The organism is Bacillus sp. CCB-MMP212 (assembly GCF_022748145.1).
Classification (GTDB): domain Bacteria; phylum Bacillota; class Bacilli; order Bacillales; family Bacillaceae_G; genus Bacillus_A; species Bacillus_A cereus.
The window spans coordinates 672,931-686,453 of record NZ_JALDQE010000001.1 but is presented as its reverse complement, the minus strand read 5'-3'; the positions used below and the strand labels follow the sequence as shown (position 1 = coordinate 686,453).

Sequence of the window (13,523 nt, the reverse complement as noted above, 5' to 3'; positions counted from 1 at the left end):
TTTTATTATTCATGTAAAATTTCTTGATGGGATAAATTCAAAAGAAGTTTTGTAATAGTGGAGTGGCATGAAGTGACTTACAAGAATAGAAAGATAGCGTTAGTCATAATTAGTTGTATGATGATTATGAGTAGTTGTGCTAATAAATTTGTTGAAGATAGAAATCGAAAGCATACATTTGTACAAGCAAGTAAGGTTTTAGTAGAGACTGTAAATAGAATATATAAAAAGTAAAGGATGTTTTCTTATACGAAAACATCTTTTTTGTAGTTAAAATTGAATACTGAAGTTTTGGAATGAGTGAATACCAGTTCCATATTCACTAATCGCATATGTATTCTGTGCAATTTGTTTAACGGTAAACTAAGGGTCTTGAAGAATATTTATGTTCTATTTCACATCCTATAAAATGAATTTGTATAAACATATTCGCTTTTCGTTGTATTAAACCCTTTTGTTAGATGTTTTTATAAAAGTTTATAAAATGGGTAAACGAAACATTGAAATGTTTGTTTGCGTTGTGATAAGATGGTGAAGTGATAATAAACGTTATGCTGATTTGTTTGGTTTTAAATAAACATTTTAAAGGAGTGTTTAGTATGAGTGATGTTTCAGAGAAGTTTTGGGATGCGTCAATAGAGGAATTAAAGAAAGGGTATGTGTTTGATGAAGAAAAAGAGGAGTACATTTGCTTAGCTTGTGGTGAAACATTTATTAAAGGTGTTATTTATCAAGATAATCAAATTTTGTATGAAGCAGAGAAGTTCGTCCAATTGCATATTCAAAATGAGCATACGTCTATGTTTGATTATTTGTTAAATATGGATAAGAAATTTACTGGTTTAACGGATTTACAAAAGAAAATGGTTCAGTTTTTCCATATGGGACTGAATGATAAAGAAATTGTAAAAGAAATGGATGGCGGAAGTACATCAACAATTCGTAATCATCGATTTACACTGCGAGAGAAAATGAAGCAAGCAAAAGTATTTTTAGCGCTAATGGAATTATCAGAAGAAAAATCAAAAGTACAAACGAAATTTGTGCCAATTCATAGAACAGCAACGATGGTGGATGATCGATACAATATTACGGAAGAAGAAAATGATGAAGTATTAAAAGCTCATTTTACAGAAGGATTAGATGGACCTCTCTCTAAATTTCCGAAGAAACAAAAGCGTAAATTAATTATATTGCGCCATTTAGTGAAGAAGTTTGATAGTAATAAAAAGTATACTGAAAAAGAAGTAAATACAGTGATAGCAAAAGTATACCCTGATTTTGTAACATTAAGAAGATATTTAATCGAATATGGATTTTTAGATCGAACAGCCGATGGAAGTCAATATTGGGTGAAGTTATAATCATACGAAAAGAAAATGAATAGAAGCACAGTATTATAACAACTATACAAAGAGATAGAGATTGAAAATAGATGTTTAATAAAAGGAGAAATGAAATTTGAAACCACCTGCAGATAACAATAAAGAAGGTGCGGAGTCACATAAGTTGGAAAGTGAGAGTAAACCGATTTGGAAATCGATGTCGATGTTTTTAGTACCGTTATTATTAAGTAATGTACTACAATCAGTTGGACAATTATTTGGTATGGTAGTAGTAGGAAGATGGCTTGGAGTTAATGATTTAGCAGCTATATCAGCATTCTTCCCATTATTTTTCTTGCTCGTTTCATTTGTAATTGGTATCGGTTCAGGAAGCTCTATTTTAATTGGTCAGGCGTTTGGTGCTAAAAACGAAGAACGTTTAAAAGCTATCGTTGGTACGACGTTGACGTTTACCTTTATTATTGGAGTTGTGTTGGCGATAATAGGCAGTATTTTTGCGATGGATATTATGCGTCTAATGGGAACGCCAGAAAATATTATTGAAATAAGTGTACATTATGCACGGATTTTATTTATATCGATGCCAGTATTATTTTTATATTTCGCATATACAACATTTATGAGAGGTACAGGAGATTCTAAAACGCCATTTTACTTTTTAATTGTAAGTACAGCGCTAAATATGATTTTATTACCAGTTCTTATTTTTGGATGGTTAGGAGCTCCGAAATTAGATGTGTATGGAGCGGCCTATGCATCTGTTATATCTACAGTTATTACGTTTATTGTCATGCTTGTGTATTTAAAGAAGAAAAATCACCCATTACAACTAGATGGCACGGTTAGAAAATACCTTCGAATGGATGGGGAGTTATTAAAGCTATTGCTAAGGCTCGGTATACCAGCAAGTATAAATATGATATTAGTATCATTATCTGAGATTGCCGTAATCGCATTTGTAAATCGTTACGGTTCGGATGCAACAGCTGCTTACGGCGTTGTGAATCAAGTTGCAAGTTATGTACAAATGCCAGCAGTTAGCCTTGGTATTACAGTTTCCATTTTTGCGGCACAATCGATTGGTGCGAATCAATTTGATCGATTGCAAAAAGTTGTGAAGGCCGGAATTATTATGAACTACGTCATCGGTGGTGTGTTAATATCTCTTATTTACTTATTCTCAAGAGACATCTTATCACTATTTTTAACGAGTCAAACTACAATTGAAATTGCTCATAGCTTAGTTATGATTACGTTATGGAGTTATTTAATTTTCGGTCATGCACAAATTATTAGTGCGACAATGCGAGCGAGCGGTACAGTACTTTGGCCAACTGTTATTGGAGTTGTTTCAATTTGGCTTGTAGAAGTACCCGTAGCATATTATCTTTCTTACCATACAAGTCTTGGAATAGAAGGCATCTGGATCGGGTATCCAGCAGCATTTATTGTCAGCTTAATATTACAGTATGCATATTATAAGCTTTCATGGCAAAAGAAACGAATTACACGATTAGTTAGTTAAATAGAAAAAATGTCCCTAAGTTATTAGACTTAGGGACATTTTTTCGTAAGTGCAGGTTTACAAATAGCTTTTTAAAGTGATATCAAAATGTTGTCTAATGAGTGTTTTATCACTCATATAAAACTCCCACGCTTTTTCCGGTTCACCGATAATCTCAAAGGATTCTTCTGTAATATATAAAGCGCAATTATCCTCGAGTGCAATTCCTTCTATATTCCCTTGATGATTTTGTAAAAAGGAATGGAAGGCGTTCATTCTGTTTAATTGATTATAATGTGGACAAAATCTTTTATTAACAATCCCCCATCCGTTACTTTCTATATAACCAGAACCTTCATAATCTGATCGGATACTAGACGTGAACCAACACATAGCACCAGCGCTATAACCAGCAATAAGTGTTCCTTGTTGCAGAGCCAATAATAATTTTTCATCGAGTCTATGTTCTTTCCATTGCGTAAGCATGTGAATATAGTTCCCGCCACCTAGATAAATTAAATCGGCTGAATGAATCATCTCGTCTATTTCATACTTAGAAGGTGAATCTGTTGTAGTACGTAAAATTTTTACTTCACAATGTAATTGTTTTTCAAACGTGTCTAAAAATAATTTTATATAGCTTTCATCATCATGACTAGCCGTTGGAATAAACAATATTTTTGGGTACTGTTTATTTGTTAATTCTATAAGGCGTTCATTAATAGGCAAGTGATTTGAATCTTGTAAATCACCGCCACCAATGACAGCTAATTTCATAGTAAAGCACCACCTAATCATTTTTGTTATATAAAAATTCGATAGAAGAGAGTTACATTCCTTCCGTAATGTAATCAATAATTAGAAAATATAGCTTAAGTATATCGGAATAGTAAAGAAACTACTGACTATATATACCAATGCATTAGAAACCATTCATTGATATATAATATTTCATACTAATGTTTCAAAATATGGAAAAAATATGTTTAAATAGATATAATGACGCATTCATTCATATTGAATTTATACTTATATTTTAAAAGGGTATCGGAAATAATAGCGATTTTCTAAAACAGTTTTTACTTTTAATAGGAAGTTTTATTACAATATGGTAAAATTATTTCAATATATTTATTTAATATGAAATACAAAGAAGGAGCGTGAAAAAAGTGGATTTTCGATTTGAATTTACAACGAAGCTGAAAGAATACTTAGACGATGAGAAGGATGAAAAAATAATAAAAGATGGACATAGAGATGTAATTTTTCACTATTTATATGCGTTAGAGACTGAAATTGGCGTTGTTAAAAATCCTAATTTTACTTTTTTTGCATCAGGAAGACGTTCACATATAGTGTTAGAAAACGTTGAATTTAAAACAGAAGTAAATGTAAAAAGTAATATAATTGAAATTACAAAAATCGTGGATAATGTAGCTATTCCGTTAGATACTATCGTAGCGAAAGATCGGGAATTATTTGCCCTTGGGCGTAATGAGAAGTTTAGTGTACAAATATTAGAGCAGTATCTCTTTGATACATTTGGAGATAAGTTAGGCTTATAATGAATAGAATGATGTACGTATTTATAGGTAGTGAATTTTAGTTTATATTACTCGCGTTTGACCTCTCATTTAATTTGTACTACAATTCGTAGTGTGAAAGGAGTCATACGATGTTTACGCAAAACTATAGGTTAAATGAGCAAGGATTAAATCATTTCTTTGGACCGCTTGAAGCGAAAATTATGGAGATTATTTGGTCTACTGAAGGTATTACTATTAAAGAAGTCCAGCAGAGATTAAGTGAAGAATCGCCTGTGAATTTTAATACTGTTATGACAGTTATGAACAGGTTAGTAGGGAAATTACACCTAGAAAAACAGACTGTGAAAAGAAGTGGCATATATCGTGCTATACAAACGAAAGAAGAATTCTTATCCAATCAAACGAAGAAAATGACACAGGAATTGATGGGGGAATTTGGAGATTTAGTTGTAAATCATATGTTAGATGAGTTAGAGCAGGCTGATCCGACTTTAATAAAAAAGTTAGAAGACAAATTGAGTCAGTTAAAAAAAGAGGATTAATGAAATGAAATGGCAAATGCGTAAAATCGTATTGTTAGCAGTAATTGTTAGTACCCTCTTTTTCAGCTTGTTACTGTATTACGTTACATATCCATTTCTGTTTCAAAATAAGATGTTCCTTCTTTCAAAATTTTGCTTGTTCCAGTTAGAAAAACATATGAAAGAATTATCGCTGATTCGTATAATAATCGCTGGATTATTATTACTTACTGTATTAATCGTGTGCAAAAGAATTTGGCGACAATTTTTCTATAGTAAAAAATTACAAAAAGTACTTATCCCTTTCATCCGAAAAGGAAAACAAATATATATATTGCCGACTACGGAAGTTGCGGCATTTACAGTTGGACTATTTCGTCCGAAAGTTGTCATGTCAGAAGGGATGCTTCAGACATTTTCAGATGAAGAAATGGATGCAATTATTTTCCATGAAGAATATCATCAAAAGAATTGGGATCCGCTAAAATTATTTTGTTTTACGTTATTAGCAGAAGGGATGATGTACATCCCAATATTAAAAGGGTTGTTACAACGATATCATACGTATCAAGAGTTAGCAGCAGATAAATATGCGATGGGAAAAATGAAATCTTCATTTGAGTTAGGTAGTGCGTTATTAAAATTAATTAAAATAAAGACAATGGAAAATCGATGTATTACAGCTTCATTTGCAAAAACAGCAATAAATTTACGAATCGAGCAAGTGTTAAATGAAAAGGTTGTTAAGCTTACTATTCCGTTACATACGAACTCGGTATATGTAACAATAGGGTTATTCTGTGTGTCGATTGTACTTATTGTTGGAGAGTGCATATAGCCTCTTTTTTTTAGGGTAAACACTACTCTATGTAGTGTGGATAGAGTGTTGTCATTTATATCATTATACTTTTTATCGCTATATATATATCTTATTTATCATATATTACAGGTATTTTATTGTATACAAATCAAATGACGGAAATGACAGCATTCTTTATTCGTCTATTCGGTGGATATACAGGTTTTTAAAAATGAGGAGGAAGAAAAGTGAAGAAACTAATTGCTATTATACTAGTAGGTGCTCTCGTTTGGGCGGGGGTTAACTTTTATAATTCAAAGAAAGAAGAAAAGGAAAGAAAAGCGAAACAAGCAGAGTTACAAGAGAAAGAAGTATTACCACAAGTAGGTTTTAAAGCACCTGGCATCACATTAAAAGGATTAGACGGAAAGTTGCAGTCGTTAAATGATGCCAAGGGAAAACCATATATTATTAATTTTTGGGCATCATGGTGTGGGCCGTGTGAAATGGAGGCACCTGACTTAGTTCATATGTATGATAAATATAAAAAGGATGTTGAAATTTTTGCGGTGAATGCAACTGTTAGTGACCCAGTACAAGAAGCAAGCGCATTTGCTAATCGCTATGGATTTGAGTTTCCGGTTCTACTAGATATGGACGGAGTAGCTGGACTAGATTATAAAGTATTCTCTTTACCGACGACATTTTTTGTTAATAAAGATGGAATTATAGTAGATCATGTACGAGGTGTATTACCACCAGATCAATTAGAAAAGAAATTTAAGAAATTGATTGAGAATTAAGAGCGGATTTTTCTATGGGGAAAATTAGAGTCACTAACAATATAGAATTTAAGAACGAGGTAGTAGATTTATATTTAAAAGAAGGTATGAGATATAGTAATTGAGTCTTTTTTGTTTGACATGTTTACGTTTTTTTATAACAAACGTTCTGTAATTGCATACTTGGCCTATATGTAGGTGTACCTATAAAATGGTGATTATTAACAATATATTGTTAATATCCGAACATCAAAGAGTTAAGTGAAACACTAAACTCACTATTGCGAAACTAGCAACATCATTAAGTTGGCTATCACAAGAGTTACAAGAATTAATGGAGAGTTTAAAATTCAATATAATCAATAAGGATTATATTGATTCATTTGTAAAATCTTTTTTAATTGGAATGTATTAATGTAAATCACACGCTTACTTAAATAAATATAAATTTTGCATATTTAATTGGAAATAGAGCATGATATTACCAATTAAATGGAGGTGTGTTAGAAATGAAAATTCGAGAAAATAACAATTCAAACGAGATTTTGGTAGCGGCGGCAGCAAGTGCAATTGAGCAAATGAAGTATGAAATTGCTCAGGAGTTTGGCGTTACACTTGGACCAGATTCAACTTCACGAGCAAATGGTTCAGTAGGTGGAGAGATTACGAAACGTTTAGTTCGTATGGCGCAAGAGAGGTTATCTGGTCAATATAAAATTCACTAAAGTTAAAGGTATATCCCATTGAAGGGATATACCTTTTTAATTTGTTTTTAAAGAGGATCGTTAAATTTTTTATTGTTGGTTAAGTTTAGAAACTGCGAATTTAGCTGTGAAATTCATTTTCTTCATGTAAGAAGAATTTACTCCTGCTTGAAATTGAACAGAAATATTACTGTCTTATTGTGCTTTGAATACGCGACCATATGGTGAATTAGCATTGTATGTGCCAATTACTTGATTATCTGCATCAAAGACTGTATAAAAAATTGGGAACCCGGAATTTTGTACAAAGACTGTAAGTTCTTCCCCTTTATTAAGATTAAATGATTCTTTTTGGGAAACTTCATAGGAACTCATAGAGTAGTATTTTGTAACTTCTTGAGTTTCTAAATTTGTAGTTGCTGCACTTGTTTTTGATGCCTCTACTCCTGGTAAATTCATATCTGATAGTACTACAATTCCTAGTGCCCCTGCTAAAATAGCTTTTTTCACAATGTTAGTGCCTCCTTTAATATATTTTGAGATTTGAAAAGGAAGTAAAAATACCACTTCTTGAAACCATTATAGTTACAATGAGAATGATTTTCGATATGGTTTGATATGTAATTCTGCATACATAAGATGGCGATATAAGATAATCTATTTGAGATTTTGAATATTCTTAGAAGAAGAGGAGGACAAATTTTTAAAACTATGAATGGACTTGTAGCTGTTTTTTTACATACGTTGGTTTTATAGTGAATATTTCGTTGAGTTTATTTTTGTATGGAAGGGGTATTACAGTTGATTGATTACTATCAAATCTTTTTAATTACTATGACAGGTATTACTTTATTTTTTTATATACAACATGTAGGAAAATTAACGAAAAGAAACAAATAGACATTCTTTGTTGTAGTGTTTTTCTTTTTGAATTATTTATTTCTTAAATTGGCATAGATAAATATAGGTGGGGATACGTTTTTATTTTAAAATATAAAAAAGGAAGGTGTAATCCTTCTTTTCATGATCCAGTATATCTATGTGAAGATTTAATGATATTGTTAAAGTATATATATTTATAAGATGTGAAGCGAACCTATTATTTAATTTACTAATGTTATTGGCGCTATGTAAATTGTATCAACAGAACCGTCAGCATTTGTAACTTCAACTTTATAGCGGAATGTGCCTGCAGCCCAAATATCTTCTCCATTGTCTGAGAAAGTGACTAATTCTTAAGTTGTACCAGCTGGTAACATAGAGTTCCAATTAAACCAAGTTTCATAATAGCCCCAGCCAGTTGCATATTGTTTTTCGATAGAAACTTTGTAATAAACTTATGTTTTTAGGATTTGAAGAATATTCTTAATATGGATTTTAAAGAAAATACATATTTTTTACTAGATGTGAGAAAAAGGAATTGAGGATATCCTTTAAAACAAGATATATTCTGGTCAAAAAATTAGAGGGCATCAATTCATTAAAGCAGTAAAAAACGTTTTTATGAATTGGTGTCCTTTTTGTTTTAAAAAGAGAATATATTTTCTCAACAGGACAAATGGTAATCAGTTATAAGTATTAATTATAAGGATAAAAGGAAAAGAGAAATTAATAATAAAGGAGAATGCGAAATGATAACATTAATATCTGAAAGAAATCTAGCTGAAATCCATGAAGACGATGTAGATGTATTAAAAGTAATGGCACATCCTGTCCGATTACAAATTGTAAATGAATTAATGCACCATAAAGTATGTAATGTTACACAGTTAACGGAAATATTAAGACTCCCCCAATCCACTGTTTCACAACATTTATCAAAATTGAGGAGAACCGTACTCCGTTCAGAAAGAAGAGGGTTAGAGATGCATTATTATATAGATAATGCTAAGGCACGTCAGATTGTTGAAATTTTAGGTTTATATGTATAACTAATTGTTTGATAATATCATACCGTAGAAGCTACCTAACAATAATTAAATTTAAAAGATTGTTTTATCTTGCCACACACAATTTAACACGATACATAGGTGTAAACTTACAAAGAAGGGTTTTAAATAGAAATTAGATATAACAATGGATAATGGTAAGTGTATTAAAGAAACTATAGAATTAATGAAATAAAAAATAAAAAATAAAAAATAAAAAATAATAAATAGTTGTTGTAAAGGCTTATTCTGATAATAAAAGGAATTAGATACATTAAATTCAACTATGAGTTTTTTTACTAAAAATATGTAAGTGAAGATTATAAGCAACATAATCCTTTCGTATCTGATGGACGAAAAGCTTTCATGGATTTCTTTAAGGAGGATTTTGTTAAGAACTCTAATTCTTCTGCAGAAATTAAACGTGTAGTAGCTGAAGGAGATACAGTTGCTCTTCATGTACATTCTCGTACTAACTCTCAAGATAAGGGAGTTGCTATAGTGGATATTTTTCGTATAAAGGATGGAAAGATTGTCGAACACTGGGATGTAATTCAAGAGATTCCAAATGAAGCAGCTAATGATAATACGATGTTTTAGGTAGAAAATCTATTTATAGATTGTTAAAATGTTTTTTCAAAATAAGTAAGATTGCGTTAGTAAAAATATCCTTAGAGTAATTCTTTCTTACTAACGCAATTTTAAACTTTTTAAGTCCGTAATTATACTTGAAATCACCGCGATACCTAATACTATCCTCTATAGTTTATAGGAATAGTATCTCCCTGACTAAAGTTTTCAAGAAAGGATTTTTAAATGTTTTTTAATTCATTGCATGATAGCAGGAATTTAAAGTGGCCTCTATCAGTTCGTTATAACCTTTCTTAAGGTGAATAAATCCTCTTTTTATTTTCTCATTTCCTCCATTTTAGATATGCCTTTTTAGGATTTCAAATCTTACCTTTTCATCAAATTTATCTGCAATGTATATTACAGTTCCGGCAAGATATTTTAGTCCATAAGCTACGGGTGTCATCCAAAGTTTATTTAGGAAAGAAAGATCTTTAATTCGGTGCTTACTTGAAAAGAAAATCATATTGTTCACTCCATTTCTAAAGGTGATAGATATTTTAATAGTCGTCTTATTTATTGTTTTAGTTGCGTAAACAAGGTACGGTACAAAATGTACTTTGCTATTTTGAGCAATTTCTTAGTTTGGAAATTTGTATATAGATAGAAATAATAGGAATATTAAATAAACCCTACTAAAGTTTAGTAGGGTTAAGTAGATAAAGATGTGGAATGGATAATTTAGGAAATAAACGACATAAACTGTGCTTCTTAATTTTTTTGTGTAAGACTTTTAACAAATAACGTTAAATAGTATGAGGAAGAACCAACTAAAATAGCAAATGGTATTAGAATAATATCAATACCATTTACAATTACATAACCAAAAAATCCAGTCCAAAAGCCATTACAAAAAGAACAGTCTAAAAAAATTTCAAACAATTCATGAATACTGCGTAATCTTTCACGTGTGTACTGAAATTTTATTTCAAATAAAAATGCGCGTACCCCTAAGGATATAAATAGCAACAGGCTTATACTTATATCTAAATTCATTTTCTCACCTCCAATTCCTATTTAAAAGTCGTAATAAGTTGTTAGAAAGTTGAGGGTTACAAAATAATTAATATTTAGCCGGGATATTTATTAAATCATATGAAGGATAGTTACTTCAGTAAAAGCCAATTTAATAAAATGAATTAAAGTATATTTTTTTCTATAGATATGGCCCAATGAATAAAATCTAATCTATTAACCTTAACTTTTCTGGCTCTATAGACCATATGATGGAGTCCCTCTAAATCAACTAAAATATAGCGTTGAGGGTTAATATCCTGATTAAAGGTAATTACAGCACTGTATTTAGATCGATTGTCCATATTTTCGATTAAGCTATAAGGATTTTTTATTCCAATCGCATTTTTTCCTATATCGTATCCAACAAATAAGAATTGATTACTTGTAGTAAGAACGACCCTTATCTGTTTATCATTGTATAAAAATGAAAAATATTTTTTTATATCAGTAGCATTTAAATTTCTATCTTTATGTAAATTCAAGATATCACCTCACTGTAGTTATCGAGATTTAAGTAACTATAGTTGCAAGTGAATTGTAAAGAGACTTATTAGTTTAAAGGTTGTTGCTGAATCACAAAGTATAAATTGCAGCATTTAATTTAAAGGTAAAAGCTGAATCAACCATATTAAAGCTAAATAATATTATTAATAAATTATTATCTATTATTTAATAATGATTATTTGATATAAAAATAGATTCAATACTATCTCATTTTAGAAACTAAAAATATTTAAAACCATTATTTTTATATTGAATTCCATCAATTTCAAAGTGAATTTAATTATTTTTTGTAATTTATAAACAAATTCAGAGAAATAAATCATTTACATGTTTTATGTTAAATGACAAATACTCCTCTTAATAGAATTGTTAATTTGTTAATTGAAGAATAAATAAGAAAATCTCTGATCATTTCAATTCAATAGTTAAGAATGTACGTGAGAGTTTAATAGAATCTAAGTGTAAAAATCAATTTCGTTAAGAGTAATTATGGGGTGAGATAGAGTTTGACTAAATTTATTCTAAGTGATGTTAAATTTTCATTGTGATTTTCTTATATTGTTACTGCAAATACTTACAAGAGGGTGTGATGAGTTGTTCTTTCCACGTATCACTGATGTTTATGCTTGCATACATAAGACATTGAGAGAAGATAGTGTAATACGTAAATGTATGGGTCTTAATAATATTACAGTAGATATGGAAAATGAAATGCACATACAAAAGCGTATGTCTCCTAAAGAGGCACTAAATAACCAAATTCCTTTAATTGCATTTTACAAGTCATTTGTTCAAAAGGAACGAAACAATAATATTCATGTGATAACATTTGACTTCGATATCTACACAAATGATGATGTGGAATTGGCATTAGACCTTGCAGATAGAATAAATCAATTATTCGATAATCAATCTCTGCAGTTATTTAAAGGAGTATTTTTCAAGGGTCAGTATGTAGGATCTGCAGAGGTTGCAAGTGAACTAGAACACTCTTATAAGTATTTCACTAGATTTGAATTTATTTTTGAAATTGAGGGGTGTAGTTAATGTCACAATTTGACAAGTTTAACAGTAAGAATAAGAAAATGATTATTAAAGGTGCAGGTAAATTTATGGCTAAAATTCCAGGGTGTGATGAATTAATTACACTAGGTCACATGGCGAATATGCGTCTTGATGTGCAGTTGGATATGGTTGATATTGAAGGGGGAGACTCTTCAGCACCTATTGATACACTACTACGTAAAAAGGTAATTGATATTACTGCAGAGGATGCAAAATTTGATTTAAACATGGTACGTCTTGTGTTAGGGGCAAAACTTCGAGAAGGAGTTAGCGGCTTAGCCTATGAATTGAAAAATGAAACAGTAACAATTGCTGGCGATACTGAACCTGTTTCTATTAAATTATCTAGTCCAGTATTAACAGGTAGCGGAGCACCTAAAGTACAGATTTTCAACCAAGTTGCAGGTTCATTTGTACCAGAATCAGCAATTACAGTAAATGGATCAGCTGTAACACTAAAAGGTGGTGCGGTTGAAGGTGATACTGTAGTAGTTTATTATCCTGTAGCATCATCATCTATCGATCCTGATGGTTTCGTATGGGTATTAGAAGAACGTCATGATGTTAAAGGTGGACTAGTAACTCTTAAGAATCCTCTATTTGGTGGATCTTTAGGTTCAGCTTCTTCTAAGACAGAGCATGTATCTGTAAGATTAGTAAAAGAGAATAAATTACTTAAAAAAGTAACAACTAATCCTGCAAAAGGTGAGTATACAATTGATCCTTCTACAGGGGAGATTAAGTTTAATGATTATCTTGAAGGAGAGCAAATTTATGTGAACTACAAGCGCCCAGAGGTTGTAGATGTAATGGCAATTGGTTCTCGTGATTTCCCTCTTACAGTATCTGTTGTTCATGATGGACATTTTGAACAAATGGATGGTAGCATTCAAGGTTACCAAGTTGAACTATATTCTTGCCGAGTGAAATCTAACTTTACATTAGACACAGCACGACAAACAGCAGCGACTCATAGTATTACACTTACAGTTATTGATGGGGAACGTACAGACAGTCGTTTAGGTTCTATTAAGCGTTATCAAATTGAAAAAAATGGCGATGTTTGTTAATTAGAGAGGAGGATACTAATGTATCCTCTTTTTTATTGATTCATTTTTAAAACTTTAGATAAGGGTGAGAATGGATTATAAAAAATATCTATCACTTAAACCTTTT

Annotated in this window: 14 protein-coding genes and 2 pseudogenes; 12 read left to right on the top strand and 4 right to left on the bottom strand. The window is 30.8% G+C overall.

What is annotated here, in order from left to right; all coding sequences use genetic code 11:
- Positions 1–72: 72 nt before the first annotated feature.
- The 3 genes from MRP26_RS03380 to MRP26_RS03370 all read left to right on the top strand — a co-directional run bounded on the left by MRP26_RS03380 (position 73) and on the right by MRP26_RS03370 (position 2,871).
- Positions 73–234 (top strand): hypothetical protein, encoded by a 162-nt coding sequence (locus tag MRP26_RS03380; RefSeq protein WP_000221432.1) that lies wholly within the window; start codon positions 73–75, stop codon positions 232–234.
- A gap of 365 nt (positions 235–599) precedes the next feature.
- Positions 600–1,364, top strand: a complete 765-nt coding sequence (locus tag MRP26_RS03375) for a DUF2087 domain-containing protein (protein WP_242805981.1) — start codon at positions 600–602, stop codon at positions 1,362–1,364.
- A gap of 97 nt (positions 1,365–1,461) precedes the next feature.
- Positions 1,462–2,871, top strand: a complete 1,410-nt coding sequence (locus MRP26_RS03370) for an MATE family efflux transporter (protein WP_242805980.1) — start codon at positions 1,462–1,464, stop codon at positions 2,869–2,871.
- 57 nt (positions 2,872–2,928) lie between these two features.
- Here MRP26_RS03370 and MRP26_RS03365 read toward each other — a convergent pair whose 3' ends face one another.
- Complete coding sequence (locus MRP26_RS03365; protein WP_098562233.1) at positions 2,929–3,627, bottom strand: peptidase E; 699 nt, start codon at positions 3,625–3,627, stop codon at positions 2,929–2,931.
- A 392-nt stretch (positions 3,628–4,019) separates the two neighbouring features.
- On the opposite strand from MRP26_RS03365, the gene MRP26_RS03360 reads away from it, so the two are divergent.
- The 5 genes from MRP26_RS03360 to MRP26_RS03340 all read left to right on the top strand — a co-directional run bounded on the left by MRP26_RS03360 (position 4,020) and on the right by MRP26_RS03340 (position 7,224).
- Positions 4,020–4,415, top strand: coding sequence for a DUF3942 family protein (locus MRP26_RS03360; RefSeq protein ID WP_000347524.1), 396 nt, complete (start codon positions 4,020–4,022; stop codon positions 4,413–4,415).
- Between the two features lie 110 nt (positions 4,416–4,525).
- Entirely contained in the window at positions 4,526–4,939 is a 414-nt protein-coding gene (locus MRP26_RS03355; protein ID WP_242805979.1) for a BlaI/MecI/CopY family transcriptional regulator, read from the top strand.
- Between the two features lie 4 nt (positions 4,940–4,943).
- On the top strand, positions 4,944–5,756 hold the full coding sequence (locus MRP26_RS03350; protein WP_242805978.1) for a M56 family metallopeptidase: 813 nt from the start codon (positions 4,944–4,946) through the stop codon (positions 5,754–5,756).
- A 209-nt stretch (positions 5,757–5,965) separates the two neighbouring features.
- Positions 5,966–6,520 (top strand): TlpA family protein disulfide reductase, encoded by a 555-nt coding sequence (locus MRP26_RS03345; protein WP_000733184.1) that lies wholly within the window; start codon positions 5,966–5,968, stop codon positions 6,518–6,520.
- Positions 6,521–7,008: 488 nt separating this feature from the next.
- Positions 7,009–7,224 carry an alpha/beta-type small acid-soluble spore protein gene (locus MRP26_RS03340; protein ID WP_242805977.1) on the top strand — a complete coding sequence of 72 codons (216 nt, stop codon included), beginning with the start codon at positions 7,009–7,011 and terminating at the stop codon, positions 7,222–7,224.
- 69 nt (positions 7,225–7,293) lie between these two features.
- Here the strand turns inward: MRP26_RS03340 and MRP26_RS03335 are convergent.
- Positions 7,294–7,713, bottom strand: a pseudogene (locus MRP26_RS03335) (hypothetical protein).
- 1,121 nt (positions 7,714–8,834) lie between these two features.
- Here MRP26_RS03335 and MRP26_RS03330 point away from each other — a divergent pair.
- Positions 8,835–9,134, top strand: coding sequence for an ArsR/SmtB family transcription factor (locus MRP26_RS03330; RefSeq protein WP_000631354.1), 300 nt, complete (start codon positions 8,835–8,837; stop codon positions 9,132–9,134).
- A gap of 300 nt (positions 9,135–9,434) precedes the next feature.
- Positions 9,435–9,731: pseudogene (locus tag MRP26_RS03325) on the top strand (nuclear transport factor 2 family protein); the annotation flags it as partial.
- 741 nt (positions 9,732–10,472) lie between these two features.
- Here the strand turns inward: MRP26_RS03325 and MRP26_RS03320 are convergent.
- Together MRP26_RS03320 and MRP26_RS03315 are read right to left on the bottom strand one after the other, a co-directional pair.
- Positions 10,473–10,757, bottom strand: a complete 285-nt coding sequence (locus tag MRP26_RS03320; protein ID WP_044584300.1) for a hypothetical protein — start codon at positions 10,755–10,757, stop codon at positions 10,473–10,475.
- A 143-nt stretch (positions 10,758–10,900) separates the two neighbouring features.
- A complete protein-coding gene (locus tag MRP26_RS03315) occupies positions 10,901–11,260 on the bottom strand; it encodes a BRO-N domain-containing protein (protein ID WP_044584301.1) in 360 nt (119 codons plus the stop codon).
- Between the two features lie 616 nt (positions 11,261–11,876).
- On the opposite strand from MRP26_RS03315, the gene MRP26_RS03310 reads away from it, so the two are divergent.
- A complete protein-coding gene (locus tag MRP26_RS03310; protein ID WP_242805976.1) occupies positions 11,877–12,329 on the top strand; it encodes a hypothetical protein in 453 nt (150 codons plus the stop codon).
- Positions 12,329–13,417 carry a hypothetical protein gene (locus tag MRP26_RS03305; protein WP_242805975.1) on the top strand — a complete coding sequence of 363 codons (1,089 nt, stop codon included), beginning with the start codon at positions 12,329–12,331 and terminating at the stop codon, positions 13,415–13,417. Before MRP26_RS03310 ends, MRP26_RS03305 begins: the two co-directional genes overlap by 1 nt.
- Positions 13,418–13,523 lie beyond the last annotated feature (106 nt).

Excerpts from the sequence above, each read along its gene's own strand:
- MRP26_RS03375 (WP_242805981.1), top strand. The coding sequence starts at position 600 with ATGAGTGATGTTTCAGAGAAGTTTTGGGATGCGTCAATAGAGGAATTA.
- MRP26_RS03365 (WP_098562233.1), bottom strand. The coding sequence starts at position 3,627 with ATGAAATTAGCTGTCATTGGTGGCGGTGATTTACAAGATTCAAATCAC.
- MRP26_RS03355 (WP_242805979.1), top strand. The coding sequence starts at position 4,526 with ATGTTTACGCAAAACTATAGGTTAAATGAGCAAGGATTAAATCATTTC.
- MRP26_RS03350 (WP_242805978.1), top strand. The coding sequence starts at position 4,944 with ATGAAATGGCAAATGCGTAAAATCGTATTGTTAGCAGTAATTGTTAGT.
- MRP26_RS03340 (WP_242805977.1), top strand. The coding sequence starts at position 7,009 with ATGAAAATTCGAGAAAATAACAATTCAAACGAGATTTTGGTAGCGGCG.
- MRP26_RS03330 (WP_000631354.1), top strand. The coding sequence starts at position 8,835 with ATGATAACATTAATATCTGAAAGAAATCTAGCTGAAATCCATGAAGAC.
- MRP26_RS03320 (WP_044584300.1), bottom strand. The coding sequence starts at position 10,757 with ATGAATTTAGATATAAGTATAAGCCTGTTGCTATTTATATCCTTAGGG.
- MRP26_RS03305 (WP_242805975.1), top strand. The coding sequence starts at position 12,329 with ATGTCACAATTTGACAAGTTTAACAGTAAGAATAAGAAAATGATTATT.